Genomic DNA, 23,760 nt, shown 5'->3' on the forward strand with positions numbered 1-23,760 from the left:
CGTTTTTTGTTTAGCTCATCAACTGAGCCTTTCGGAACCGGAAAAGGAGCCACTATTTGTCGATATACGAGTGAGAAGATTGAATAAAGGAGAAGCCCTGAATGGACTGGCAAGAGTTATTTTCTTTGAAAAAACAAGGAGAACTCAGGGAACGAGCTATACAGTATCATCTCCACTGAGGTGTACTTTAGATTTAATTATAAAATCCATTATTCTGGAATACTCTACATTTAACATAAGAAGTTGAATATCAAAAGCGGACGGGTAGTTTAATGAAGTCTTATTGCACTATATGCCACCTTTAGGCTGCGAACATATTAATTTGCTAGGAGAATACCATTTTTACTTCGGAGAAAATGATCCCATTACTTTCTTTAAGACCACTGAAATTTTCTTGACGTTTTTAAACGGGATTATCGTCAGGAAAATAGGCTAAGCGTTGTAGATCCACGTTTTCCTGACGGAACCCTATTACTCTTTATTTTTCTGACTCTATCTGCAGCAGGCTTTCCTTTATTTCATCAGCCTCTATATTTTCTCCTATGATCACCAGCTTCAGCGGCATATTCATTTCCTGGGGCATATATAGAGGAGTTCCATAAGAATACTGGAAAAGGACCGGTTTGGAACTGCTTGACAGCTTGATAAACCCCTTCATTCGATACACCGTCTCAGGAAGACTCCTGATCCAGTCTTCGAAAAGACTCTGCTCTATCTCCCCCTTAAATTCATGCAGGACCGCCTGAAGTTTCAATTGCTTGACTACATCTGCAGCCTTATGCTCTTTTTTCCCGGTAAGCCTCAAGGAATAGATCTGTTCAATGGGGATGCGGGCATGCTCTGTCATTAGGATTCTGCCTCCCTTATTCAGGGCTTGTATCTTGTAGACCTGTCCGGCAGCCTCTGCTTCGCTGACCAGGTCAATTTTATTAAGAATGATTAAGTCAGCATGATGTACCTGCTCGATGATCAGCTGCCTTATTTGTGGTGAAAAGGATTCCAAATCCCTCCATCTGAGCAGGTCCACCACAGTTATAATTCCTTTATAAATCAATTTATCGGCAAATAGAGGTGACATGATTCCATCCAGGACTTCAACTGGGTGGGCTGCCCCGGTTGTTTCTATATAAATGGCATCAAGCTCTTCTTCCTGGAGCAGTTCATGAATCTGTACCTCCAGCTTATCCTGCAGCGTACAGCAGATGCAGCCATCATAAAGTTCTTTTAAGGGAATTCCTTCTTCAATGAAATAGGAATCAAGAGATATTTTGCCAAGTTCATTCATAAGCACAGCAATCTTTCTTCCCGATTTCCTTTCTTCTTTGATCACATGGCCTAAAAGGGTTGTCTTACCGCTCCCTAAAAAGCCGCCTAATATGTATATTTCCGTGTTGCCCATACTTTCCCTCCACCTTTCTTATGTTGAACAGATGTTTACGCATATATTGTGGCTGTTGAATAAAAAAGAAGTGGATTTCCGCTGCAGGCACTCGCGGACATTAGGGGCAGGCCGTGAGCCTCCCCGCTTTGCCTGCAGGGTCTCACCTGCCCGCTGCTCCAGTACCAAAAAAGCGGAGAACGGTGCTTTTTAAACTAAATTAATGGGTGCAAAATGAAGACGCAAAATGTATAGAGCCTATTAACTTTATGAAAAGCAGCGACCTGGCAAAGAGACTTGCTGACTGGCGAGCGTGTGCTGCGACAGAAGCTTAGTCGCAGTTATGCGATAGCCAGGCATAAGGCAAGCAGGCTGTGGGACGCGGTCTTCTTCCCATGGACTGCTTGACTTATGACTCGAAGGTCGAAAGTCTCGCAGCTGGACAGGAGTCTAGCACCTGAAGTGAAAGTCCACTTGCTATAAAATTTGATCTCCTCGAAAGACCTCTTAAAAAACAGCCATCCTTTAGAAAACGCCTATTGAATAAAGGGGCAGTTCCCGCAGGCGGGTTTCTGCCCCTTCTCTCTTTTACTTAATCTGCTTTTTCACGGTTTGTACGGCTTTGTCCAGCTGTACGTCATGCTTTTGAATTTTGTCCCTGATTTTGTTCATCAGCGCGACTGTTGTATCTCCCTGTATCTGACCGTTCTGCGCCAGCTTCTCATTTTTTTGGAACTCTTTCACAGCTTTTTGAAGTTCTTTATCAAAGTATCCATCTATTGTTCCAGGCTTATAGCCCAAGGCCAGGAGCATCTGTTCACCGGCCTTGATATCAGCAGAGGAACTTCCCTGCTTCAGGGTTTTCTCAGGCGATATGAATGGCAGGCTGGCATAAGCAGGGAGCTTTGCCTCCACATCAGGCATAATTCCTTTCTTATGGATCCAGTTACCGTCTGGTGTAAGCCATTTTGCCATTGTGTATTTTACATTGGAGCCGTCCTGGAATTCTTGTGTAGTCTGGACAGTTCCCTTTCCGAAGGTTTTCACACCAACAAGCGGAATGTCTGCAGATTCCTTCAATGCAGCGGCCACTATTTCGGAAGCACTGGCACTCCCTTCATCGACAAGGACTACTACAGGGAATTCCGGTTTTCCGCCGGTATTTTTTGAACGAGCCACTTCTTTTCTGCCCGTTTTGCTTTCTACCTGAAAGACAACCTCATCTTTCGGCACAAAGAGGCTTGCTATTTTCATGGCCTGATCCAGCAGTCCCCCAGGGTTTTGGCGAAGATCAAGGACCATCCCCTTCATCCCTTGATTCTGCATCCCCTTCATCGCTTTTTCAAGCTCCGCTCCTGTCCGCTCTGAAAAACTCGTAACCTGGATCCTGGCAATTTTATCAGGCAGCATCTTGGAATATACAGTTTCAATTGGAATCGTATCCCTTACGATTGTGACCTTTATTGGCACTTGTACCCCCTCACGCTGAATGACCAGGTTGACCTTTGTCCCCTTCTTTCCGCGGATAAGAAGGACAGCCTCATTGGCAGTCATTCCCTCTAGCTTCTTCCCATCCACACTCACTACTGTGTCATGTGGTTTAAGGCCTGCTTTTTCAGCCGGAGATCCCTTAATCGGAGAAACGATGGCAATTTGATTATCCTTCTGTTGAACCTCTGCGCCTATCCCCTCAAAGCTAGAGGATATGCTTTCATTAAAGCTTTCAGCTTGTTTTTCATCCATATAATCTGTATATGGATCATCCAATGAAGAAATCATGCCTTTTATAGCACCGTCTATCAGCTTTTCCTGCTTGACATCTGTGTAATATTTATTATTAATAGTATCATAAGCGGAATAGAGTTTATCGAATTCCCTCCGGTCACGGCTTATCGGCTGCACTTGTTTTTCATCTCCAAAGGTAAGCACAAGAAGCGTGATCCCGGCAGATAAAAATATCAAAAGAAATATTCCCATAATGAATGGGAATTTTTTTATCCGTATATATCTCCCGTCACCAGTGTTTTTATTTTCCTGTTCCACTTCTGGTCTGCCATCCTGCTGTTTTTCTTCGTCCAATACGTTCACCACTTTCAAAGACGTTAATTTCGTTCGTGCCCCGTCCTTCAGGGAGGTTCCTGGTAAAAGGGCATGCCTTAGTTGTTTCTCTATCTTATTTTAACAGGTTTTATATTTTTTTTCCCATTTTAAAGAATTCTTCCAGTGTATAGTTCCTGTCATGAATGAGTGCTGCCGCTTCCCTTCCGACATACCGGAAGTGCCAGGGCTCATATTGATAGCCTGTCAGGCGCTCCCTTCCCTTGGGATAGCGGAGGATGAAGCCGAATTTATAGGCGTTTTCCGTCAGCCATCTGCCTTCGGGAACAGATTCAAACCCTTCAGTAAGGAGAAGATCCGTGCTCCGGCTGGCAATGTCCATGGTGAGGCCTGTCTGATGTTCGCTTGTGCCTGGATAAGCTACAGCCTGTTTAGCCTTTACTTTCCCCACCTGGTCTATTTCCGACTGAAACAGAAGTTCCTGACGGTTAAAAGATCGGTAGCCTGATACGGCAAACAGCTCGATTCCGTCTGCATCCGCAGCCCGGAACATCTCTTCAAGCGCCTTTGCTGCCGGCTTTCTGAGAAAAGACTTTTCTTCATCAGACTCCCCGAAAGAGAATCTTACCTCCGGCTTCACTAGATCGCCTGGAGTGTAATTCCTTGGAAGGGTATACTCTTTATTGACGAGGACAAGAATATTTTCGGCGTTTTGAATCACTTTTTTGCCGCCGGTTTCCTGTATTTCATTAAACGAAGAAGCAGGGATAGATGGTCTATCATCCGTTTTTCCCTTTTCCTCGTCTTTCTTATTTGGAGAGGTTTCTTCCTGGCTCTTTTCATCTTTCTTTATGAATGGCAGATCGCCGGCTCCGCACCCTCCTAGAAGAAGTGCTGATGCTATCGATATACCCGCTAGTTGTTTTTTCATATTAAAGGACACCTTTCATAATCATTACTATCATTTTAACACTTAACTAAAAACTTAAAACCACCTCAGTGCTGTAAAAGGGGGAGGAAACAAAAATATATCCCCGCCAGGATGACAGGGATATACGTGAACCAGCTTTTTATTTTATCGCAGCTTCAAGGGCAATTTCAATCATATCATTAAAAGTGGTCTGGCGTTCTTCTGCTGTTGTTTCTTCTCCAGTGATGATATGGTCGCTTACCGTCAGGACAGAAAGAGCCTTACGGCCATATTTAGCAGCAAGAGTGTAAAGGGCTGCTGTTTCCATTTCGACAGCAAGGATATTGAACTTGGCAAATTTTTCGAACTGTGGATTTTCAGAGTAAAACAGGTCTGCAGTGAAAACATTTCCGGCTTTGATGGCAAGGCCCTTCTCTACACCCTGATCATATGCATTCTTTAACAGCTCAAAATCTGCTGTAGGGGCATAGTCAATGGATCCGCCAAAAATTGTCCGGTTGATGGTCGAATCGGTGGAGGCAGTCATCGCAAGGATAACATCCCTTACCTTTACATCTTTTTGAATGGCCCCGCATGTCCCCACTCTGATTAAATTCTGGACATTATAGCTCTGCATCAGTTCATTGATATAGATGGAGATAGAAGGTACACCCATTCCGGTCCCCTGCACTGATACTTTTTTTCCTTTGTATGTGCCCGTATATCCGAACATATTACGCACTTCATTATATAACTTGGGATCTTCAAGAAAAGTTTCGGCAATATATTTAGCACGCAGAGGATCCCCTGGAAGCAGGACTGTTTCTGCGATTTCGTTTTCCTTAGCACCGATATGTATACTCATTTGTAGTTTTCCTCCTATTAAAAGGTCTGACGTCTGATTTTGATTATACCATCTTCCACCCGCTTGTAAAACGGTTACAGTATATTTTTCATGCTTTCGCTTTTAACTATACACTTTTAATAGGAAAATAAGTAAACATAAGTCAAACTGCTAGCATACCAGGCTGGCGCTGACCTGCACCCAGCCACCCGGCTGCAGGCGGTAATAATGCTTGCCCCGGCGGCCCTCATCAATAAGGAGAATATCGCCTGTGAATATATATCTCGCTTTAAAATCCTTAGGAACCCGGTCCAGAACATTGAACATGCTAAACACCTTTTGGATAACATCCCTGTGGCAGCGGCCCCCGACTTTTAACTTATAAACCTGGCGGTATCCCTTTTTCTCCCCGGTAAACGGCGTCTGAAAAATAGTGATATGATACAATCTGCCCTGATTTTGAATAAGCTTAAGCCAATGCATATCTTTTTGCCCCTTTATCCTGAATTTGTTATTACACTATTAAATAAAACCAATGTCGAATCCTTCATCAAATTACCACTATTTTTGTCGCTGCCTTTAAACAAAACCCTTCCCGATAATTCGGGAAGGGTTTTGTTTTTATGCGTAACGTTCGATGATACGGTCGAGTGTTTCTTGCATTTTGGGGATGTCCCGCCTGGAAACGGAAGACCGGACCATGGTTTCATCCATTTCCATCGCTTCAGCAAATAAGCCGGCAAGTCCCCTGGCCTTTCTGTCCACCTGGATCAGCAGGTCGGCCGCATCTTGTCCTGACTTCAGGAAAGTTACTTCCAGTTCGTCCAGCCTGCCATGATACTTACCTGATACGGGTACAAATTCGAATTCCTGAAGAAACGGCTCAGCTCCATGATGCCTTCGTGAACCTGCCTTGTTTTCAGCCTGTCTGAGCCTGAAACCCAGCTCAGTCAATCCAAGCAGGACCGAATGGACAAGGGGGCCAGGCTCAATCTGTATATAATCTTCATCTGAAGGGTCTACCGCATTCTTTATGTCCAGCCCCGTTTCAATCCATACCTTTGTTTTTCCATATGTAAGCGGAACATCCTCCGGAAGGTCAAAAGTAAAAGGGATGTTTTTCATTTCTCCGGCGCCAATAGTGAAAGCATCATTTAATCTATGCTTCAACATAACAGCTTTCTGCGTATATTTCTTATCATCCACTTCCTTTACATACTGTGTGCAGACGCCCAGATAAATTTCGTCTATTTTCTGTTCGACCGACCCGCCTTTAATTTCAACAGTTCCCGTTACTTTATCCCCGGGCATATAACGATCTGTTTCCAGCCGTGTATCCACCTCTGAATTGCCAATGCCTATGCTCGCCAATACTTTATTAAAAAACGCCATGTTCTTCCCCCCAAGTTTCTTTAATATGTAATTGTATTTCTTCCAATGCTGACCTGGCGGATGGGTATTCCCCCTCAGCCAGAAGCAATGTTTTGATGATCATTCGCGATTTCTCTGTCAGTTCCAATTCTTCCTCCCAGCTTTTTGATCCAAAAGTACCTGATGGGGCGAAATTCGCATATAAAAGGAATAATATAAAATGGCCCAATAAATACAAGTCACTCAAATGGTTCGTGTAATCCCTTGGATGCCCTTTTCTTTCCTCCTGTACCTCCAGGCTGCAGGCAAGCCCAAAATCGATGATGCTGATGCGTCCTTGATCTAAAAGAATGTTGGGCAGCCGGATATCCCTGTGAGAAATACCGCAGGCATGAAGACAGACAATAAGCGCAAGCAATTCAGTGCCTAATTGAAAAGCTTCCTTTTCGGTAAATGCCATTCCATCCTCAAAAAGCAGCTCTTCAATCGTCCTGCCTGCTTTCCGCTCCATGATAAAATAAGGAATGCCATTTATACAGCCGCCTTCAATATACTCAGGGAACGAAGGATGCTGAAGTTTCTTTAGCAATTCCTGCTCCTCCAGGAAGGCTTGAAGCGCTGTTTTTTTTCCCCATTTCCTCTTACGCAGCCTTTTTAAGATAAATATATTCTGGGTGGCTCTGTCTTGAACCAAATAAGCCTTTCCATAGCTTCCTGTGCCGGCAGCACCCAAAACCCGCCAGGAATACCCCTTTTCCAGCTCCTTCAGGAAACCCCTTTCTGCAATATACTCAGGAAGCACACCTCTAAACCGCTGATAGGCATTCATATGGCCTTAGCTGCTGCGGAAACTCCTGGAGCTTGTAAAAAAGCTGGAGTGTTTCTTTTTCTTATAATGCTTATACCCATACCCAAGCTCTTTCTTGTAGGAATGCTGGGACTTCCATTTATCGCTTGATGAAAAATGTGCGGTATGTTTTTTTCCTCCGAGCAGGCTTTTAATAAATTTCCCAAGCATGAAGATCACTCCTTTATAGTCAACATACGTACATAGGAAGAACAAGTTTCATTTCTCAAAAAAAAAAACAATTAAGAAGAGGCAGCTCCCCCGTTTTTTTTATAGGCAGGAACAGCCTCTTTACCATTTTTTCAAATCCGAACAGGAGCTACCCGTCAACTTCTTCATCAATAATTGACTTTGCAATCAGATACTCAAAAGTAATGTCTGCGATCTCTTCCAATTCGTCCTGGGAAGGAACAAGCCCCCTCTTCACAAGTTCGCGAAAGAAGAATTCTGCGATTTCTTCCGTATCTATAAATACTTCAATCTCGCGCATCTGAATCGCCCCCTTAGTTAGATGTATGATGGCCCTTTTCCTTTCATTCCATCAAATTATACAAGCCTTCCCGGCTAAAAAAGAGGCGGTTCCTATTCATGGCGGTTATTCAGTTCCTTCGCCGCAGCCTTAATTTTATTCATGACCAGCTTCATTACATCATGATATTCTTCATCCCGGAAGGTCTCATACAAATCGTGATAATCATTATATAAATCGAGCAGGTCATCAATCAGCTGCTGCTTATCCTTCTTCCATTCTATCCACTCTTTTTCCGATTTCCTGGATTTTTGAGGTGTCTTGATAAGGTCGGGCTTACTCCCCTTTTTTGTTATTGGATGCAGAAAGCCAAGCTTTTGAAGGTAGGTATCCGCTGTTTCATAATCCGCTATGAGGAGAAGCTCGTCTTCCTGGGCTTCCAGCCATTCACCATCGCTGATCTTTGAAAGCTCATAAATGACATCTTCCCAGGAATTCTCTTTGTATCTCCAGATTTCCGTCCTAAAGCCAATGACCTTGAACAGCTGGCTGCCATATCCTTCTACCTGTACAAGGTCCCCAAAGAAAAACTTATACACGATATCCACCTGTTCTGACTCAATTAAGATCTCTCCATGATAATCTGTGATATGTTCGAGAGAGGATTCTAAATAAAGTCCTTCACTATGATTCACTTCATAAACATAGGCCTGGTCCATAAGCTTGAAATCTGTTATTTTTCCTACCGTGCCATATAAATTAATGACGACTGTATCCCCAATTTTGAATTTTGGTTTTTTGTTGTTAGCCATAAAGAGCCATCCTCTCAAGACAGTTCTTGGTTGATTAATTACCATATTGTATGCAGGCTGGCTTTAGTTCGTCATAGATTTATAGAGCTGGAGGATTTTTTGGACATGCAAAAAAGGCAGACCCGCGAAATACAGGGCATGCCTTCTTCGTTTTATATCAGCGTTCAGCTGGCTGACTCTATATTTAACACAGGGAGTGCCTAACATCATACTCAGCTGCACCTGTCCAGACCTTCAAATATTCAGCACTTTACAGCTTTTCTTCATGCATATAAATGTCCCATGCCCGGTCAAAGACTGTCATGCTCTCCAGATAATGAACATTCATCTCCAGGTAGCTGCTGATTTCATGGTAATCACTGGACTGCTTGGGAAATCCGTGGTCATTATAGGCAGAATTTGCAAAGGCAGTCAATTCGTCGGTATCCTTTGGCTGCCTGTACTTCATCAAGTAGTGGTAAAAAGATTTCATCTCGCATCCATTCTCCTCGCAGGCTGAATTTAAAACAATAGATTATGTATAAATTATAGCCCCTGACTTCACTGTATCATGCATCCCATTATAATCCTGAGCACAAAGGATTTAAAGTAAAAACATTCGCGGTGCAGCCTCCTGCATTTTGCATTTACAATGGCCCGCCTCCGGACAGGGCCGCTTCCTTCCTTTTCGGCAATACAAAAAGCTGCCATCCAGGCAGCTCTTGGTTCGTTCACTGATTTTAATGTTCTATATCTGCTTAGCCGATCAAACCCATCCGGTGAAAGAAGCTCCAATTATAATCAGTAAAATGAACAATACGACAATCAAGGCGAATCCTCCTGCAAAACCACCACCGCCATAACCATATCCGCCGTATCCGTAACCGCATCCATAATACATGTATTTTCACTCCCATTCTGTCTGTTTTCTGTTTACACTCCTACAATATGTCTACGGGCGGATATCCGTATGTGCGTATGCCTATTTTCACTATTTTTACAAAACCGCCCTTATGTTTCAAATACATTTCAATTTCTTTAAATTCTTCTTTAAATTCATTTATAATAAAGTTAATATAATAAATATATTTGCTTTGTTCCTCTTGCTTTGTGGATTTAGAAAATATGGAGGAAACACGTTGAGGATAAAATACGTCATTGCCCTTACCATAGTACTGGCAGCCATCACATTGTACATGAGCAGCCCCGTGTTCTTAAATTCTTCCTATGGCGAGGAAGATAATCTGTCTATTTACGAAAAAATGGAGAGGGAGGAGCCCCTCCATTATCTTGTGATAGGTGACAGCATCGGCAGGGGTTCTGGAGCTGAAACCTATAGCAGGCGCTGGTTTAAACAGCTTGAGAAGGAAGTATATAAAAAACATGGATCAAAGATGACCGGCAGTTTTCTTGTCCAGAGCGGGGCCACCTCATTAGAAGGTCTCTATAAGCTTCAATATCAGAAAGTCCAGGGTCCTATTGATCTGGCCTTTATTGTCTTCGGGGAAAACGACCGGAAATATATGAATGCGGACAGCTTTGGGAGGCTGTATGAATCTGTCATAAGGAAAGTGAAAGTTCAATACCCTTCCGCTGAAATTGTGACTATTACTGAAAGCTGCCTTGAATTCCCTGATTTTGCCCGGAGAATAGACGATCTCTCAAAGCATTACCAGACAGCCCATATTGACATGCGGCCCGTCTTTTCAAACAGCGGCTACCGGGAATCAGAACTGACAGCAGACGGTGTGCATCCCACCGGCCAAGGGTACCGGCTATATGCTGAAGCGATTAACCAGGCGCTTAATGCCAATCTTAAAATGAAAAAACAGCCGGCCCGCTCGGCAGCTCCCCTCTATCCAGATTCTGATCTGATCCTTGCCAGCAGTACCAATGAAATGACGCAGAAGGGCTTCTTTTTTTCAAACGGCTATTATACCGGCGCCAAAAAAGGCAGCGTCCTTGAAACGAGCTTCACTGGCACACTTCTTGGCGTCAAAATGCTGAGAAGCCCGGACGGAGGGATTGTTGATGTCTATATAGATGGTAAACGGTCCGCTTCCTTAAGTACATGGTGGCCTTTTAAAAGAGAACGGATTATTTATATAGCGGACCATCTCTCTCCAGGCAGGCATACCGTCAGCTTTAAAGCTACAGGTCAAAAATCCGCTTCTAATAAAACGGATGCCTCTGTCATACGCATAGGCTCTATCATTGAACAAGGGCATAAATAAAAAACCAGCCGAGGCTGGTTTTTATTTAGCTTATTTGGGATTAACGGTGAGAAAATGCGTCTCTCCGAGGACGGCTATGGATTCGGCTGCCTTTTCAAGGCTGCCAAAGTTATCCCCGTTCGTAATGATTACGGGGGTAACTGTGCTTTTCGCTTTTTCCTTTATCAAATCGAGATCAAAGGATATGAGCTTTTGGCCTTTTTTCACTCTGTCCCCTTGTGTTACAAAGGATTGAAAACCTTCCCCATTCATGGAAACAGTTTCCAGCCCGATATGAATCAGGATCTCCGCACCGTTATCAGCCTTTAGCCCGACAGCATGCTTAGTAGGGAAAACCTGCAGTATTTCAGCGTCCACCGGAGCTGCCACAACACCCTCAATAGGATTTATGGCAAGTCCATCACCCATCATTTTTTCTGCAAACACTGGATCTGGCACCTGGTCTAATGGGACAATTTCTCCTGTAGCCGGAGCTGCCAATTCAAGTGCTTTATTATTAGGATCCTCTTTTTTGCCGAATAATTTTTTAAACATATTATCACCTTCCTCCTGTCGGCCTTTTTAAAAACCTTTAGCTGTCCTGGAATAATTTCTTATATTCCCCGTATCCTTCTTTATCAAGATCTGCTGCAGGCACAAAGCGGATGGCTGCGGAATTGATGCAATATCTAAGGCCGGATGGCCCTGGCCCATCGTCAAATACATGCCCAAGATGGGAATCAGCCGATTTGCTTCTCACTTCCGTTCTGATCATGCCAAATGTACGGTCCTCCAATTCCTGTACTTCCTCTTCCTCCACTGGTTTAGTGAAGCTTGGCCATCCGCATGCAGAGTCGAATTTATCCTTGGATGAAAACAATGGCTTACCGGAAACGATATCCACATAAATCCCAGGCTCCTTGTGATTCCAGTATTCATTCCGGAACGGCGGTTCTGTCCCGTTATTCTGAGTGACTTCATATTGAATTGGAGTCAGCTTCTTTTTTAATTCATCCTTATTAACGCTCATTTGACGTCTCCTCCCCAGTGCCTTTCGATGAAGGCGGCCCTTCCGGAACCTATCCGGTATGCACCGTAATAGCCCGGCTCTTTTTTGTAATAGTCCTGATGATAGGTTTCAGCAGGATAAAACTCACTTGCTTTTAGGATTTTTGTTGCGATCGGGTGCGAAAATTTCCCGCTGTTCTCCAGCTTCCGCTTAGATTCCTCAGCAATCTCTCTCTGCTTTTCATTGTGATAGAAAATTACGGTTTGATAGGACTGTCCCCTGTCGCCAAACTGACCGCCGGGATCAGTCGGATCAATCTGCATCCAAAAAATATCGAGCAGCTTTTCATAAGAGAAAATCTCCGGATTAAAGATAATCTGTACCGCTTCATAATGGCCGGTCGTTTCTGAACATACCTCCCGATAGGTTGGGTTGACTGTATGTCCCCCTGTATATCCAGAGGTGACCGACTCTATTCCGGGCTGAGTATCGAATGGTTTGACCATACACCAAAAACAGCCACCTGCAAAAGTCGCTTTTTCCATTTCACGCACCTGCCTTTATATATTGTTTCCCTCATTACCTTTTCCCTGGATGATACTTCTAAAGCTCATTTTGTGTAAAGAGACCGCTGTAAGGTACAGTTTACACTACTATATTTACAGAAACAAAAAAAAAGGAGTGATTCAATAATCACTCCATCGGCAGTCAGCTTCCCCTGCCGTTTTTGGCCCTCTTTTTATTCTTCTTTTTTTCTTCAGCCATCTTCGTCTTCAACAGCTTTCTATCAAGATACTCCTGTTCCTTTTGCAGTTTGTGGAAGCTGTTCAGCCGGCCTGCCTCGAGCCGGCCGTCTTCTATGGCAGCCTTGACTGCGCACTGCGGCTCCGACACATGGCGGCAATCCTGATAGAAGCAGCCGCCGGACAGCGCATCGATGTCACTGAATCCAGCCGAAAGGCCTTCGTCCGTGTCCCACAATCCAAACTCCCTCATACCGGGAACATCAATAATATAAGAGCCATTCTCCAGCGTAAATAATTCCCTGTGAGTCGTAGCATGCCTTCCCTTATCATCGTCGTCCCGGATAGCCGAAGTCTTTTGTAAAGCTCTGTTTAGCAGGGAGTTAATCAGCGTGGACTTCCCAACTCCGGAGGAACCTGTAAAAACCCCGGTACAGCCTTCGGTCAAGAATTCAAAGACCGCTTCATGGCCCTTTCTTTGAAGGGCACTCATGATGATGACAGGTATTCCCGATGCCGCCTTTTCGAGCTCTTTACGCTTGCTTTCGGCATCCGGACATAAATCTGCCTTATTGAGTATGATCACTGGCGAAGCGCCGCTTTCCCAAATGGATATTAAATACCGCTCCAGCCGCCTGACGTTGAAGTCGAGATTCAGTGAAAGGACGATAAATATATAATCCACGTTTACCGCAATGATCTGGCCGGCAGGCTCAGTACCAGCTTTCTTTCGTGAGAACGTGCTTTTTCTGGGCAGGACCGCATGAATCGTCCCTTTTTCCTCCCCTGCTCTTTCTGTGAAGGCTACCCAATCGCCTACAGCCGGAAGGGCATCCTGACTAGCTGCTTTGAACGTCATCCTGCCTGAAGGCTCGCAGATAAAAAGACCCCTTTCTCCTGCAACTTTATAAAAATTCCTATATTCAGCTATGACTCTGCCGGCTAATGAGCTTCCGATTTCCATCCTGTTAAACTCCTGCCTTGCTTCTTCATGCATGCTGTTTAAAATTGTACTCATTTTTTTCCCTCCGAATAAATAAAATAGCCATAGGCAATGGAGCCCATGGCTGGTTATTTTTTCAGAAAGGAAAATCGATCAAAATGGGCATGGGCTGCCAGACAACATGAAATTCGATTTGTTTTTGCTGATTGAATTTGTCATCCTACATCCCGCCCCTTCTTATTCAGATCATTTACATATTCCATTATATCCTGATCTTATGGAAAAAGATACTAATTTTAGACACGCGCCCAGAAGAATCAGCATAAGTTATTGAAGTGATAAACGGAGACGTTTTTTCATTTTTTTAGAGAGGGGAGAAGGTCTTGGAAAAAAGAAGTTCAGAAGAATATTTTCAGAAGGCATCCAAATATGCCATGCTTGCCAAGTATTATGAATATACCAACCCGGAACTGCATGCCCAGTATTACAGCAAGCACATACGCAATCTGGAAAGAGCTATCATGGATGAGCGTCTGGAGGCTGAACGCCGCCAGACACCGGCCAGCGTACGGGTCATCCACGCCGCTCCCGATACGGGGGAAGTAGACATATATATTAATGGAATGAGGGCGCTTCGCAATGTTCCATATAAGCAGGCAAGTGATTACCTTCCACTGCCGGCAGGCAAATATCAAATTGATATCTATCCGGCCGGTACGATGGTATCGACCGCCATCAGCAGGAAAGTCACAGTGGAGGGCGGACAATTTTATACCCTTACAGCTGCCGGAGCTGCGCCAAACCTGAAGCTTTTAACTGCAGTGGATAACCTGCAGCTTCCCGTGGGAGAGACGAAGGTCAGGTTTGCACATCTATCGCCGGATGCCCCCCCTGTTGACATAGCAGTAAAAAACGGAGATGTTATCTTCCCCAATGTTTCCTTTAGAAAATTCACCGATTACATCACTTTGAGCCCGATGACAGTTGACCTTGAGGTGAGGCTGGCAGGAACAAGCGATGTGGTACTGGCTGTGCCCGGAGTAAGGCTTGATCCAAATATCCCATACACAATCCTTGCATTGGGATTTGCCAAAGGAACCCCTGAGCTGGAAGCAATGCTTGTCAATCCTTAAAAAAAGCGCTGGATTCAGGCTGCAGCAGCCTGGGTTCCAGCGCTTGTTTATTTATCTTCAGGGAAGGAAAGCCTGAACGAAATCTTATCTTCTTTAAGGTCAAATTTTTGTGCCCTTACTTTAAAGCCGCTTTTAAGCTTCATATTCTGGAGAGACACATAAATCGATTCATCCTGGGGCTGTATGATCACCCAATCCGGAGTCTTGTAACGAAAGTTTATAACGTTGAGAACATATGAAACTGGCAGTTTCATCTTTCCAACAGAAATAGATTTCTGCTGAAGGAGCAAATCTCCATTTTTTAGTGCCTTAGGTTCAAAGTCGAGCTTGATTTCAAGATTTTTGCCAAAGGCGGGCATTATACCATATAGCTCAACATCATCCTTCAGCAGCACTTCATAATCAATTCCACCGCTTAATTCTTCTTGTAAGTATCTGTTAATAAGGATATTTAAATCTTTTTTATTGGTATGGATATCGAAGCCAACATTTTCCTTTTTAGGATCATTATCGGGCCCTTTAAGGCCTTTGGCGGGCAGATTGGCCAGTATGACCAGTGCCAGGAGCACGATCACATTAAAACCAAGAAGGGCAAAAAACAGCACCTTCCACTTTTTTTCTGTATTCATAGGTCTTCAATCCCTTTATATGCTAATTCTCTTCAAGCTTTTTTAGCGTATGTTTCTCCATGGAGTCATAAATACGTTTACCTATCTGTTCATAGCCCTTACTATTGGGATGAAAATAATCATCCTGAAACAGGAGTTCCTCACTCGGTATGGCAAATATATCATCAATCCTTACAAAATACGTGCTGCCAAATTGGGCTGCGGCAAGCTCCCCTGTTTGATTCCAATCCTCAAGTATCCAGGCCAGCTCATCCACATCGGCGGTCCATTTATAAAATGGATTATATAGACCCACAAGATACACATCGGCTGAATCGTTGATCGCCTTAACTTTTGCGAGCATCGCCAGCAGGCTGGCGCGGTATGTCTCCTGCGCCTCTTTGAAGTCATCGATGTTGAGATTCGTTATATTTTCCCTGAATACCTTCATGACATCATTACCGCCAATGGTGATGATAACAACATCCGCTTCCTTCATTATCTCTTTTATTCCAGTCTTATCGAGTCGTGCGAGGAGCTGGTCCGTCCGCTGCCCCTTGATCCCCAGATTGACCAGCTTTGGGCTAATGCCGCCTTCCGTTTCGAGCTGCAGCTTCAGGTAATTAAGATATCCCCCTTTATTCAGGCTGTCCCCGACTCCCTTTGTGAGGGAATCACCTACAGATACTATGTTTAAATTCCCTGCCTGGGCAGCAATGCCGGCGGGTATATCCTTCTTTTGTTCTTCCGGGAATGGACCTGGTTCAGGATGCTTTTTTAATTCAATTTTTCCGAGTCCATCGAGACTGCAGGAGCTCAAGAATAACAAACAACATATAAGATAGGCGATTTTCCTTGCCATCCGATCACCCGCCTTTAATTATGTTTATTATTGCACGAGAAGAAAGATTCAAACCTTTTGACCTATAAAAGGGACCCGCTAAAACAAAAAACAGGAAGTCGAACATCCTGTTTTTTCTGTGGAAAAGGACTGGGCTGCATGTATCATTGGGCTTCGTGCAGCGGGGTGTGATCATCATTTATCGAGCCTGCATACCTGCCTGTGCCATACTCCGCCCCATCTTCTTATTGTGTTTGTACCTGCTCTTGTCCAGGTTCCTTTCCATGCACGGGCTCAGTGTAGAAAACTAATGTTTGTTTTATGACTCTTTAAGTATTTTAATATGCTTAATCATATCATCAAGCGGAAAGTCTGCATTTCCCTTATAGGTTTTTACAACTTTCCCTTCCTGGCTGACTAGGGCAAATTCCGTCCCATGAATCACTTGATCTCCGCTCGCTGGCTTTTTCACCAGCATGTGAAAGCTGTCAGCTGAAAATTTTTCAATGAAACTTTGTGAATATCCAGTGAGAAAGCTCCAGTTTCGGTAGTCCGCCTGAAATTTACTTCCGTATGTTTTCAAGGCACCGGGATTATCTGCGGCGGGATCAATGCTGAAAGAGACAAGATGTACGTCTTCATACAGCTTTTCCTTTTTTAACTCCTGCTGGAGCTTTGACATGTTTGCTGTCATAGGCGGGCAGACTGTCGTGCAGTTAGTAAATATGAAATCTGCCACCCAGATCTTTCCCTTCAATTTCTTTTCGGTGAAAGGTTTCCCATCCTGGCTGACAGCCTTAAATGTCCCCACCGGGTAATCCAGCTCCCCGGGAATCCCGCTATTTGAACAGGAAGCCAGCACCATGATTGCAAGGCATGCCATTAATATTTTATTCCATTTCTTCATCGGGGCTCATCCTCATTTGTCAGTTTCTCCTATCATTTTAACAAAAGATCGGCATCCTTCCTATACTTATCCCGGATGCCCTTAATGGGAGGAAGCTGAATATTTCAGCAGGATATTTATAAAGCTAATAAAAACATCAGGAAAGGATTATTAAAATGATCAAAAAAACTTCAGCTTTCGTTACTGCATGCATGCTCGGGTGCGCCTTGTGCAGCGCCGCCGCATATGCATACAACCCGCCCAACCAAGTTAATCACTGTCATTTTCACCACAGCAATAGGGGCGGTGATTTGAAGGAGGAAACACAATCAAGGGATGTTCTTCCTGAATTTCTTAATGGAAGACCTCCCCATATCAAAAAAATTTATCAGGAAGCGGTTCACCACAAAAAACTATTGAACTATATCCCCTGCTATTGCGGCTGCTATGAATCTGCCGGGCATATGGATACCTATCAATGCTTTATCGCCAAGGAGCTGCCGAACGGCCGCATCCTATGGGATGAGCATGCCGCAAATTGCGGAATCTGCCTTGATACGGCACATACTGCCATTTTGAACTTCAAAGAAGGAAAAACTATAAAAGAAGTCAGGAAAATCATAGATGAACGATATAAAAAAGGATTTAAAAAGCCGACTCCGACTCCGCTGCCCTAAAGACAGCCGTCTGAAGCCAGCCCTGTTTTTTAATCGAAATAATACATAAGGGCAAAAGCACCTGCACCAGTATGTGTACTCACAATAGGGGTGGTAAAACCAAGGGAAACATCCTCAATTCCAGTTGACCTGGTAATCGAGTCAATCACCTTCAGGGCAATCTCTTCCCCCCTGGCATGAGCGACTCCCACCCCTTTTATATGGCCGGAATTGAAGTCCTCGGTAAATTGTCTGGTCAAATACTTGACGACTTGTGACCCGCTCCTTGCTTTGGCAAGAGGCTGGAGCACCCCTTCCTCAAGCAGGGCGATCGGCTTTATGTTGAGCAATGAACCAAGGAAGGCATTGACTTTTCCGACCCTTCCGCCTTTGACAAGATTGTCAAGGGTATCCACCATGATATAGAGGCGGGTATGACTTCGTATGTAATCAAGCCGCTCGAGGATTTCTTCCATCGATTTCCCCTGCTCTGCCATTTGTGCAGCCTCCACCACTTGAAAACCGAGACCTCTCGATATGTAATTCGAATCCCAGACAGTTACATCTTCTTCAGCCATTCCCGCTGCGCTTTCTGCGGACCTGACTGTACCGCTGAGTCCTGCTGTCATATGTATGGATAAAATGCGGCTTCCATCTGCCCCGAGCTTTTTATACGCTTCAAGAAATGCTCCTGCGGGCGGCTGTGAGCTTTTCGGCAGTTCTCTGGAATCTGCCATTTTATCAAGAAATTCTTCAGGTGTGATGTCCACACCATCTTCATAGGACTCGCCATCTATCGAGATAGTCAGCGGCACCACTTCAATATTATACTTTTTTAATACCTCCGCCGGGAGGTCTGAGGTTGAATCTGTCACAATTTTGATTTGACTCACTAAACATTCACATCCTGATCATATACAATTCCATATCATTATACCTTTATAGATAGAGTATTAAAACCTATATAACAAGGACAGGCCTTTCATAAAAGGGATTTCCAGTAAAAAAAGAGAGCCGGCGAAGGGCTCTCTCATGCATTATTTTTTAGTTCATGCTTTTTGAATAACTTTTGATAAACAGGCCATTTTAACTCTTTTTTCAGGTGCTCCCTGAACGAATAACTTGCCGCCCTGCTTTCGGTATAAACGGTTTTAATGAAGCGCTCCAGGCGTGTTGATATCATGAAATGAAAGGTGCTATCTTCCTCCAATACTGGAATCTCAGTAATTTTTACCTTCTGCCCATTGTCATTTTTGAACTCCAGGCTTTTAAATAGCAAAGTATCAATCCTCTTTTTTCACCGTTTAACCATATTATACACGAAATTGGGGTGCTTATCATGTCATTTCCTGCCAAAAAATATTTTTAATTTAGGGCTGTTTTCACATAACATGCAGCTGTTGGAAAAGAACGCTGCAGGCACTGACCCTGCCCGGGGCGGGCGGTGTGCCTCCCCGGCTTTGACAGCGGTTCCTCACCTGTCCCGCTGCTCCCAAAAGAACGGAGAACGGTGCGTTTCAAACTAAATAAATGCATGCAGAATGATGAAGAAATCTATTGGGCATAAAAGATTTTTGAAAAGCAGCGACCGATAAAGAAGACTTGCTGATTGGCGGGCGATTGCTGTGACAGAAGCTTAGCCGCACTTATGAAGGAACCCGATCAAGCCAACGTCCTTTCAGCCAGGGACCCTATTCCACCCCGTTTTGGACTTAGTTTCATTCAGAAAGTTCCCCTTCAAGTCCTGAATCCTCCTGCTTTTTCATTTTCCTTTTATAAACCACTTTTGACAGCGTGATACTCAACTCATATAGAAGCAGCAACGGAATGGCCACAATGATATCTGAGGTCACTTCCGGAGGAGTTATGGAAATTGCAACGATTATGAGTACAAAATAAGCATATTTCCTTATCTTTGAAAGCACAAACGGGTTTATGATTCCGATCGAGGTCAAAAACATAATAACAACTGGAAGCTCAAAAAGAATCCCGAATGGAAGCGTCATATGAAGAAGGAACTTGAAATATTTATCCGCTGTATAGCTTTCAACTACCAAATCTCCGGTTAAGCTCATGAGAAACTCAAGCACGGTCGGGAAAATGACAAAATAACCAAAACAAAGTCCGGCCAAAAATAAAACAAAGAGAGCCGGAATGTAATTCAAGGTGATCCTCTGTTCTCTTGGAGTGAGGGCAGGCTTAACAAACAGCCAAATCTGAAGCGCAAGCATAGGGATGGCAGCCGTCAGGGCAGCCACTCCTGCCAGGGACATATAAATCCATATCATATCACTTGGGCCAAGAACTACTAATTTAAAGTCAATATCCCTTACAAACCATTTATAGATATCCTTGACATATATAAAAGCCACAATGAAAAATAGTAAAAATGAAACGGCTGAGATGATGATCCTCTTCCGCAGTTCTCCTAAATGTTCAGTCAGGTGCTGTTCCTTATCCTGCATGGTAATCGTCACGCCTTTCTTTTGAAGCCGGCTATATGTAATCACACTAAAAAAGGTGCAAGATAGCCTGATCTCACACCCGCCTTCTTTTCATATACACACTTTTAGCCGCCCATTATTTCCCGGGCTTAGGCTCTTCTTTCACGTCATCAATCACATCATTGGAAAGATCGCGTGCCGACTTCTTGAATTCTCTTAACGTATCACCGAAAGCACGTCCAATTTCAGGCAGCTTTTTGGGCCCGAAAATGATGAGAGCAAGCGTTACGATCAGGATTAATCCTGGAACCCCTATATTTGATAACACGGAAACATCCCCTTTACTTAGACTGTCATTTGCCAAAGATGGAAAAGACGCATCGAAAAATTTTCCTGCTCCCCTCATTGTAACTGATACTCTATTTGTATTTCAATCTAAATCAGCAAGTTAAATAGATTGCTGTCCTTATTCACTTCCGTAAACGGGAATGCTTTCTTTTGCATCCGCTCTACAAGCCCCGGGTAGTCTTCCTTTTTCTTCAATTCAATCCCTACCAGGGCGGGACCGCTCTCTTTATTGTTTTTCTTCGTATACTCAAACCGTGTAATATCATCATCAGCACCCAGTACTTCATCAAGAAATTCCCTCAATGCACCAGCCCTTTGCGGAAAATTCACGATGAAGTAATGCAGCAGGCCTTCATAAAGAAGGGAGCGTTCTTTGATTTCCTGCATGCGGTCAATGTCATTGTTGCCGCCGCTTATGATACATACGACCGTCTTCCCTTTTATCTGCTCTTTGTATAAATCCAGTGCGGCAACAGAAAGGGCGCCTGCCGGCTCGGCCACTATGGCATGTTCATTATACAGTTCCAGGATAGCAGAACATACCTTTCCTTCAGGAACTGCTGCAATATCATCCACAACACCTTTTGCAATCTCATATGTTTTCTGACCCACACATTTCACAGCTGCACCATCGACGAATTTGCTTATTTGCGGCAGGGCCACTGGACCTCCATCCTCAAAGGCAGCTTTCATGGAAGCGGCCCCTGCGGGTTCCACACCGATACATTTGGCACCCGGCGAAATGCTTTTTATGTAGGTACCCACACCGGAAATAAGCCCTCCTCCGCCAATACCCGCAAAGAGATAGTCGATGTCGTCTTCACAATCATTCATGATCTCTACAGCGACGGTACCCTGGCCGGCAATAACCATCTCATCATCAAAGGGATGGATGAATCTTCTGTTTTCTTTTTCTGCACATTTTACGGCCTCTTCAAAGGAATCGTCAAATGTATCGCCAGTTAAAATGACCTCAATTTCATTTCTTCCGAACATTTTCACCTGGTTGACCTTCTGGCGCGGAGTCGTGGCCGGCATAAAGATTTTACCGTGTATTCCAAGTTCCCTGCAGGCAAATGCCACTCCCTGGGCATGGTTGCCTGCGCTGGCACAGACCACTCCATTTTCGACCTGTCCAGCCTTCAATGACTTCATATGGTAAAAGGCCCCGCGCAGCTTGAAGGAACGTATAAGCTGGAGATCTTCCCTTTTAAGGTAAACCTGACAGCTGTATTTTTCTGAAAGACGTTCATTCCGCTGCAGGGGGGTATGGAAGACAATGTCCTTAAGGTTCCGGTGAGCGATCAGGATGTCTTCCACATTGAGCGTTCTCCTCGTTTCAGCTGTCTGGTTCATTGTTTTCTCCTCTTTTCATCTGTGTTTTTATTGCTTTAAATCAATATAGGATAGATAATCTGTAAATTATAACATGGCAAAGTGAAAAATCAACTGATTTTTCTAAAAATTTGGCTAACTTATGTTAAGGTGTATATAACCGGGCAAATAAGAAATAGTATGGAAATAAGGGGGTGACCAGCCTGGAATACTCACTATGTGCCCTGGATTCGGCCATGCCGGTAGAAATAACTCTGGATGAAGACAACGGGAGATATATGGTTCGGAAAAGCGATACGAGCGGGGAAGTATTCAATTCAGCTTCCGAATTAATTGAATGGATCACACACAATTTCAGGGAAGAACAGTTTTGTACTCCTGAGGAATTTCGCGGCATTCTTAAAGAGCTGCAGGAATATGGCGGTAAAAAACCATGAGGTTCTCTAAAAGATTTCTCAAAAAGACTCAGGCTGCTAAAGCTGGCCTGAGTCTTTTTGAATTATATAAGTCATACTGCAACCGGGGCTTTTATCGGACCATGCGGCTGATAATCTTTGATCCTGATGTCTTCCATTTCAAAATCAAACACAGACTTAACTTCTTTGTTGAGGGACAAGGAAGGAAGCTGCCTGGGTTCCCGGCTCAGCTGTTCCTTCACTTGCTCCAAATGATTTACATAAAGATGTGCATCCCCGATAGTGTGGATGAATTCACCCGGCTTCAGGCCGCATTCATGGGCTATTAGATGGGTAAGCAGGGCATAGCTTGCAATATTAAACGGGATGCCCAGGAATACGTCCCCGCTTCTCTGGTACAGCTGGCAGGACAGTCTGCCTTCTGACACATAAAATTGAAACATCGTATGGCATGGAGGCAGGGCCATGCCTGGTATGTCTTCTGGATTCCAGGCTGAAACGATCAAGCGCCTGGAATCCGGATTATTTTTTATAGATTCAATAACATCCTTCAGCTGGTCCACTGCCCCTCCCTTCGCAGTTTCCCACTCCCTCCATTGTTTCCCATATACAGAACCAAGTTCTCCATACTTGCCGGCAAATATGCTGTCCTCCAGAATCCTTTCCTTGAAAATTTCCATCTGTCCGGAATAAATTTTGTTGAACTCAGCATCTGCTTGCGACCTGATCCCGAAATCCGTCATATCAGGTCCGATGTAATCAGGGCTATCAACCCATCTCTTGAACGCCCATTCGTTCCAGATATTATTATTATGCTGAAGCAGATAGCGGATATTGGTGTCTCCCTTTATAAACCATAAGAGCTCACTTGCTATAAGCCTGAATGGAATCCTTTTTGTAGTAAGAAGCGGAAACCCCTCCTCCAGATTAAAGCGCATCTGATAGCCGAAAATAGACAGGGTTCCTGTACCTGTTCTGTCTTCCTTTTTAATCCCCTGTTCCAGGATGTGGCTGCACAGTCCTAGATATGTAAGTTCACTTTGGCTCATATTGGTGCTCCTTTCTCCATGCGGAAATCCATTACTTCCTCTAGTATTATACTAATGGAAATCGTGTCAGTTGAAAACTTGTAATCTTTAGTGTTCCGTCCCACTGTGACATTCCGGCCTTCTTTCTCATATACATGAGTACTTAAGAAGCGAAGGTGGATGTAATGAGAATTTATAACAAGCAAGAATTGCTGCAGCAGGATCCTGAAATGGCCGCCGATGTTTTTGAAGTCTGGGGATCCAGCCTTTTCGTCTATCTTGATCTGGCCATATTTGCTGTACTATTTGGCCTTATGCTTTTTTCCATAGGAGAACCACTTCTGGTCATCATCTGCATCCCTGCTATATTCTTCCTGGTTTTCCTTTTGGCGTACAGATTTCTCATTAAGAACAGGGAAAATTCAGGCTGAGGCCAATGAAAGCACGCATTTACATGCCGCGGGCACTGGACCGGCACGGCGTATTTAA

General features: G+C 44.1%; 29 protein-coding genes and 2 pseudogenes. 6 read left to right on the forward strand and 25 right to left on the reverse strand.

Annotated elements, in window-relative coordinates; translation table 11 throughout:
• Nucleotides 1–73 precede the first annotated feature (73 nt).
• Nucleotides 74–398: pseudogene (locus V1501_RS13130) on the forward strand (Tn3 family transposase); the annotation flags it as partial.
• A gap of 80 nt (nucleotides 399–478) precedes the next feature.
• On the opposite strand, the gene V1501_RS13135 reads toward V1501_RS13130, so the two are convergent.
• From V1501_RS13135 to V1501_RS13190, 12 genes and pseudogenes are all read right to left on the reverse strand, one after another.
• Nucleotides 479–1,399, reverse strand: a complete 921-nt coding sequence (locus V1501_RS13135; RefSeq protein WP_409288758.1) for a CobW family GTP-binding protein — start codon at nucleotides 1,397–1,399, stop codon at nucleotides 479–481.
• A 567-nt stretch (nucleotides 1,400–1,966) separates the two neighbouring features.
• Entirely contained in the window at nucleotides 1,967–3,466 is a 1,500-nt protein-coding gene (locus V1501_RS13140; protein WP_409293351.1) for a S41 family peptidase, read from the reverse strand.
• A 100-nt stretch (nucleotides 3,467–3,566) separates the two neighbouring features.
• Nucleotides 3,567–4,367, reverse strand: a complete 801-nt coding sequence (locus V1501_RS13145; protein WP_409288760.1) for a D-alanyl-D-alanine carboxypeptidase family protein — start codon at nucleotides 4,365–4,367, stop codon at nucleotides 3,567–3,569.
• Between the two features lie 139 nt (nucleotides 4,368–4,506).
• Complete coding sequence (deoD, locus tag V1501_RS13150) at nucleotides 4,507–5,211, reverse strand: purine-nucleoside phosphorylase (protein WP_409288762.1); 705 nt, start codon at nucleotides 5,209–5,211, stop codon at nucleotides 4,507–4,509.
• Between the two features lie 150 nt (nucleotides 5,212–5,361).
• A complete protein-coding gene (locus V1501_RS13155; RefSeq protein ID WP_409288764.1) occupies nucleotides 5,362–5,673 on the reverse strand; it encodes a hypothetical protein in 312 nt (103 codons plus the stop codon).
• Between the two features lie 138 nt (nucleotides 5,674–5,811).
• On the reverse strand, nucleotides 5,812–6,582 hold the full coding sequence (locus V1501_RS13160; protein WP_409288766.1) for a sporulation protein: 771 nt from the start codon (nucleotides 6,580–6,582) through the stop codon (nucleotides 5,812–5,814).
• Nucleotides 6,569–7,390 (reverse strand): serine/threonine protein kinase, encoded by an 822-nt coding sequence (locus V1501_RS13165; RefSeq protein ID WP_409288767.1) that lies wholly within the window; start codon nucleotides 7,388–7,390, stop codon nucleotides 6,569–6,571. The genes V1501_RS13160 and V1501_RS13165 overlap by 14 nt, the downstream gene beginning before the upstream one ends.
• A gap of 6 nt (nucleotides 7,391–7,396) precedes the next feature.
• Entirely contained in the window at nucleotides 7,397–7,579 is a 183-nt protein-coding gene (locus tag V1501_RS13170; RefSeq protein ID WP_409288769.1) for a hypothetical protein, read from the reverse strand.
• A 148-nt stretch (nucleotides 7,580–7,727) separates the two neighbouring features.
• Nucleotides 7,728–7,898, reverse strand: coding sequence for a YozD family protein (locus V1501_RS13175; RefSeq protein WP_409288771.1), 171 nt, complete (start codon nucleotides 7,896–7,898; stop codon nucleotides 7,728–7,730).
• Nucleotides 7,899–7,990: 92 nt separating this feature from the next.
• The gene (locus tag V1501_RS13180) at nucleotides 7,991–8,689 is read right to left on the reverse strand and encodes a hypothetical protein (RefSeq protein ID WP_409288773.1); all 699 of its coding nucleotides are present in this window, start codon (nucleotides 8,687–8,689) and stop codon (nucleotides 7,991–7,993) included.
• A 250-nt stretch (nucleotides 8,690–8,939) separates the two neighbouring features.
• Complete coding sequence (locus V1501_RS13185; protein ID WP_409288775.1) at nucleotides 8,940–9,161, reverse strand: YozE family protein; 222 nt, start codon at nucleotides 9,159–9,161, stop codon at nucleotides 8,940–8,942.
• A 273-nt stretch (nucleotides 9,162–9,434) separates the two neighbouring features.
• Nucleotides 9,435–9,524 (reverse strand): annotated as a pseudogene (locus tag V1501_RS13190) (YjcZ family sporulation protein); the annotation flags it as partial.
• Between the two features lie 283 nt (nucleotides 9,525–9,807).
• Between V1501_RS13190 and V1501_RS13195 the strand changes: the two are divergent.
• Nucleotides 9,808–10,902 (forward strand): GDSL-type esterase/lipase family protein, encoded by a 1,095-nt coding sequence (locus tag V1501_RS13195; protein WP_409288777.1) that lies wholly within the window; start codon nucleotides 9,808–9,810, stop codon nucleotides 10,900–10,902.
• Nucleotides 10,903–10,932: 30 nt separating this feature from the next.
• Here V1501_RS13195 and V1501_RS13200 read toward each other — a convergent pair whose 3' ends face one another.
• The 4 genes from V1501_RS13200 to rsgA all read right to left on the reverse strand — a co-directional run bounded on the left by V1501_RS13200 (nucleotide 10,933) and on the right by rsgA (nucleotide 13,651).
• Complete coding sequence (locus V1501_RS13200) at nucleotides 10,933–11,436, reverse strand: PTS glucose transporter subunit IIA (RefSeq protein ID WP_409288778.1); 504 nt, start codon at nucleotides 11,434–11,436, stop codon at nucleotides 10,933–10,935.
• A gap of 37 nt (nucleotides 11,437–11,473) precedes the next feature.
• Nucleotides 11,474–11,911 carry a peptide-methionine (R)-S-oxide reductase MsrB gene (msrB, locus tag V1501_RS13205; RefSeq protein WP_409288780.1) on the reverse strand — a complete coding sequence of 146 codons (438 nt, stop codon included), beginning with the start codon at nucleotides 11,909–11,911 and terminating at the stop codon, nucleotides 11,474–11,476.
• Nucleotides 11,908–12,435, reverse strand: a complete 528-nt coding sequence (msrA, locus tag V1501_RS13210) for a peptide-methionine (S)-S-oxide reductase MsrA (protein ID WP_409288781.1) — start codon at nucleotides 12,433–12,435, stop codon at nucleotides 11,908–11,910. The genes msrB and msrA overlap by 4 nt, the downstream gene beginning before the upstream one ends.
• 163 nt (nucleotides 12,436–12,598) lie before the next feature.
• Nucleotides 12,599–13,651: a ribosome small subunit-dependent GTPase A gene (gene rsgA, locus V1501_RS13215; protein ID WP_409288783.1), complete on the reverse strand. Its 1,053-nt coding sequence runs from the start codon at nucleotides 13,649–13,651 to the stop codon at nucleotides 12,599–12,601.
• Between the two features lie 308 nt (nucleotides 13,652–13,959).
• On the opposite strand from rsgA, the gene V1501_RS13220 reads away from it, so the two are divergent.
• Nucleotides 13,960–14,709, forward strand: a complete 750-nt coding sequence (locus V1501_RS13220; protein ID WP_409288785.1) for a DUF4397 domain-containing protein — start codon at nucleotides 13,960–13,962, stop codon at nucleotides 14,707–14,709.
• Between the two features lie 47 nt (nucleotides 14,710–14,756).
• Here V1501_RS13220 and V1501_RS13225 read toward each other — a convergent pair whose 3' ends face one another.
• The 3 genes from V1501_RS13225 to V1501_RS13235 form a co-directional block, all read right to left on the reverse strand.
• Nucleotides 14,757–15,338, reverse strand: a complete 582-nt coding sequence (locus tag V1501_RS13225; protein ID WP_409288787.1) for a YpmS family protein — start codon at nucleotides 15,336–15,338, stop codon at nucleotides 14,757–14,759.
• 22 nt (nucleotides 15,339–15,360) lie between these two features.
• Entirely contained in the window at nucleotides 15,361–16,179 is an 819-nt protein-coding gene (locus V1501_RS13230; RefSeq protein WP_409288789.1) for an SGNH/GDSL hydrolase family protein, read from the reverse strand.
• A 298-nt stretch (nucleotides 16,180–16,477) separates the two neighbouring features.
• Nucleotides 16,478–17,065: an SCO family protein gene (locus V1501_RS13235; RefSeq protein ID WP_409288791.1), complete on the reverse strand. Its 588-nt coding sequence runs from the start codon at nucleotides 17,063–17,065 to the stop codon at nucleotides 16,478–16,480.
• Between the two features lie 191 nt (nucleotides 17,066–17,256).
• Between V1501_RS13235 and V1501_RS13240 the strand changes: the two genes are divergently transcribed.
• Nucleotides 17,257–17,721 (forward strand): PCYCGC motif-containing (lipo)protein, encoded by a 465-nt coding sequence (locus V1501_RS13240; protein ID WP_409293352.1) that lies wholly within the window; start codon nucleotides 17,257–17,259, stop codon nucleotides 17,719–17,721.
• A gap of 29 nt (nucleotides 17,722–17,750) precedes the next feature.
• On the opposite strand, the gene V1501_RS13245 is transcribed toward V1501_RS13240, so the two are convergent.
• The 5 genes from V1501_RS13245 to ilvA form a co-directional block, all read right to left on the reverse strand.
• A complete protein-coding gene (locus V1501_RS13245) occupies nucleotides 17,751–18,593 on the reverse strand; it encodes a DegV family protein (protein ID WP_409288792.1) in 843 nt (280 codons plus the stop codon).
• A 137-nt stretch (nucleotides 18,594–18,730) separates the two neighbouring features.
• Complete coding sequence (locus tag V1501_RS13250) at nucleotides 18,731–18,979, reverse strand: DUF2535 family protein (protein WP_409288794.1); 249 nt, start codon at nucleotides 18,977–18,979, stop codon at nucleotides 18,731–18,733.
• Nucleotides 18,980–19,418: 439 nt separating this feature from the next.
• Complete coding sequence (tatC, locus tag V1501_RS13255; protein WP_409288796.1) at nucleotides 19,419–20,165, reverse strand: twin-arginine translocase subunit TatC; 747 nt, start codon at nucleotides 20,163–20,165, stop codon at nucleotides 19,419–19,421.
• A 115-nt stretch (nucleotides 20,166–20,280) separates the two neighbouring features.
• The gene (locus V1501_RS13260; RefSeq protein WP_409288798.1) at nucleotides 20,281–20,472 is read right to left on the reverse strand and encodes a twin-arginine translocase TatA/TatE family subunit; all 192 of its coding nucleotides are present in this window, start codon (nucleotides 20,470–20,472) and stop codon (nucleotides 20,281–20,283) included.
• 107 nt (nucleotides 20,473–20,579) lie between these two features.
• Nucleotides 20,580–21,848 (reverse strand): threonine ammonia-lyase IlvA, encoded by a 1,269-nt coding sequence (gene ilvA, locus V1501_RS13265; protein WP_409288800.1) that lies wholly within the window; start codon nucleotides 21,846–21,848, stop codon nucleotides 20,580–20,582.
• A 173-nt stretch (nucleotides 21,849–22,021) separates the two neighbouring features.
• On the opposite strand from ilvA, the gene V1501_RS13270 reads away from it, so the two are divergent.
• Nucleotides 22,022–22,264: a hypothetical protein gene (locus V1501_RS13270; RefSeq protein WP_409288802.1), complete on the forward strand. Its 243-nt coding sequence runs from the start codon at nucleotides 22,022–22,024 to the stop codon at nucleotides 22,262–22,264.
• Nucleotides 22,265–22,335: 71 nt separating this feature from the next.
• Here V1501_RS13270 and V1501_RS13275 read toward each other — a convergent pair whose 3' ends face one another.
• Nucleotides 22,336–23,292: a thymidylate synthase gene (locus V1501_RS13275; protein ID WP_409288803.1), complete on the reverse strand. Its 957-nt coding sequence runs from the start codon at nucleotides 23,290–23,292 to the stop codon at nucleotides 22,336–22,338.
• Between the two features lie 164 nt (nucleotides 23,293–23,456).
• On the opposite strand from V1501_RS13275, the gene V1501_RS13280 reads away from it, so the two are divergent.
• Nucleotides 23,457–23,702 carry a hypothetical protein gene (locus V1501_RS13280; protein WP_409288805.1) on the forward strand — a complete coding sequence of 82 codons (246 nt, stop codon included), beginning with the start codon at nucleotides 23,457–23,459 and terminating at the stop codon, nucleotides 23,700–23,702.
• Nucleotides 23,703–23,760 lie beyond the last annotated feature (58 nt).

This window comes from Paraperibacillus esterisolvens, assembly GCF_046237625.1.
Classification (GTDB): Bacteria; Bacillota; Bacilli; order Bacillales; family DSM-1321; genus Paraperibacillus; species Paraperibacillus esterisolvens.

Excerpts from the sequence above, each read along its gene's own strand:
- V1501_RS13175 (WP_409288771.1), bottom strand. The coding sequence starts at position 7,898 with ATGCGCGAGATTGAAGTATTTATAGATACGGAAGAAATCGCAGAATTC.
- V1501_RS13185 (WP_409288775.1), bottom strand. The coding sequence starts at position 9,161 with ATGAAATCTTTTTACCACTACTTGATGAAGTACAGGCAGCCAAAGGAT.
- msrB (WP_409288780.1), bottom strand. The coding sequence starts at position 11,911 with ATGAGCGTTAATAAGGATGAATTAAAAAAGAAGCTGACTCCAATTCAA.
- V1501_RS13170 (WP_409288769.1), bottom strand. The coding sequence starts at position 7,579 with ATGCTTGGGAAATTTATTAAAAGCCTGCTCGGAGGAAAAAAACATACC.
- V1501_RS13180 (WP_409288773.1), bottom strand. The coding sequence starts at position 8,689 with ATGGCTAACAACAAAAAACCAAAATTCAAAATTGGGGATACAGTCGTC.
- V1501_RS13275 (WP_409288803.1), bottom strand. The coding sequence starts at position 23,292 with ATGAGCCAAAGTGAACTTACATATCTAGGACTGTGCAGCCACATCCTG.
- V1501_RS13200 (WP_409288778.1), bottom strand. The coding sequence starts at position 11,436 with ATGTTTAAAAAATTATTCGGCAAAAAAGAGGATCCTAATAATAAAGCA.
- V1501_RS13155 (WP_409288764.1), bottom strand. The coding sequence starts at position 5,673 with ATGCATTGGCTTAAGCTTATTCAAAATCAGGGCAGATTGTATCATATC.
- V1501_RS13145 (WP_409288760.1), bottom strand. The coding sequence starts at position 4,367 with ATGAAAAAACAACTAGCGGGTATATCGATAGCATCAGCACTTCTTCTA.
- V1501_RS13230 (WP_409288789.1), bottom strand. The coding sequence starts at position 16,179 with ATGGCAAGGAAAATCGCCTATCTTATATGTTGTTTGTTATTCTTGAGC.
- V1501_RS13135 (WP_409288758.1), bottom strand. The coding sequence starts at position 1,399 with ATGGGCAACACGGAAATATACATATTAGGCGGCTTTTTAGGGAGCGGT.
- deoD (WP_409288762.1), bottom strand. The coding sequence starts at position 5,211 with ATGAGTATACATATCGGTGCTAAGGAAAACGAAATCGCAGAAACAGTC.
- msrA (WP_409288781.1), bottom strand. The coding sequence starts at position 12,435 with ATGGAAAAAGCGACTTTTGCAGGTGGCTGTTTTTGGTGTATGGTCAAA.
- V1501_RS13235 (WP_409288791.1), bottom strand. The coding sequence starts at position 17,065 with ATGAAGAAATGGAATAAAATATTAATGGCATGCCTTGCAATCATGGTG.
- V1501_RS13165 (WP_409288767.1), bottom strand. The coding sequence starts at position 7,390 with ATGAATGCCTATCAGCGGTTTAGAGGTGTGCTTCCTGAGTATATTGCA.
- V1501_RS13225 (WP_409288787.1), bottom strand. The coding sequence starts at position 15,338 with ATGAATACAGAAAAAAAGTGGAAGGTGCTGTTTTTTGCCCTTCTTGGT.
- ilvA (WP_409288800.1), bottom strand. The coding sequence starts at position 21,848 with ATGAACCAGACAGCTGAAACGAGGAGAACGCTCAATGTGGAAGACATC.
- V1501_RS13160 (WP_409288766.1), bottom strand. The coding sequence starts at position 6,582 with ATGGCGTTTTTTAATAAAGTATTGGCGAGCATAGGCATTGGCAATTCA.
- tatC (WP_409288796.1), bottom strand. The coding sequence starts at position 20,165 with ATGCAGGATAAGGAACAGCACCTGACTGAACATTTAGGAGAACTGCGG.
- rsgA (WP_409288783.1), bottom strand. The coding sequence starts at position 13,651 with ATGAGTACAATTTTAAACAGCATGCATGAAGAAGCAAGGCAGGAGTTT.
- V1501_RS13280 (WP_409288805.1), top strand. The coding sequence starts at position 23,457 with ATGAGAATTTATAACAAGCAAGAATTGCTGCAGCAGGATCCTGAAATG.
- V1501_RS13240 (WP_409293352.1), top strand. The coding sequence starts at position 17,257 with ATGCTCGGGTGCGCCTTGTGCAGCGCCGCCGCATATGCATACAACCCG.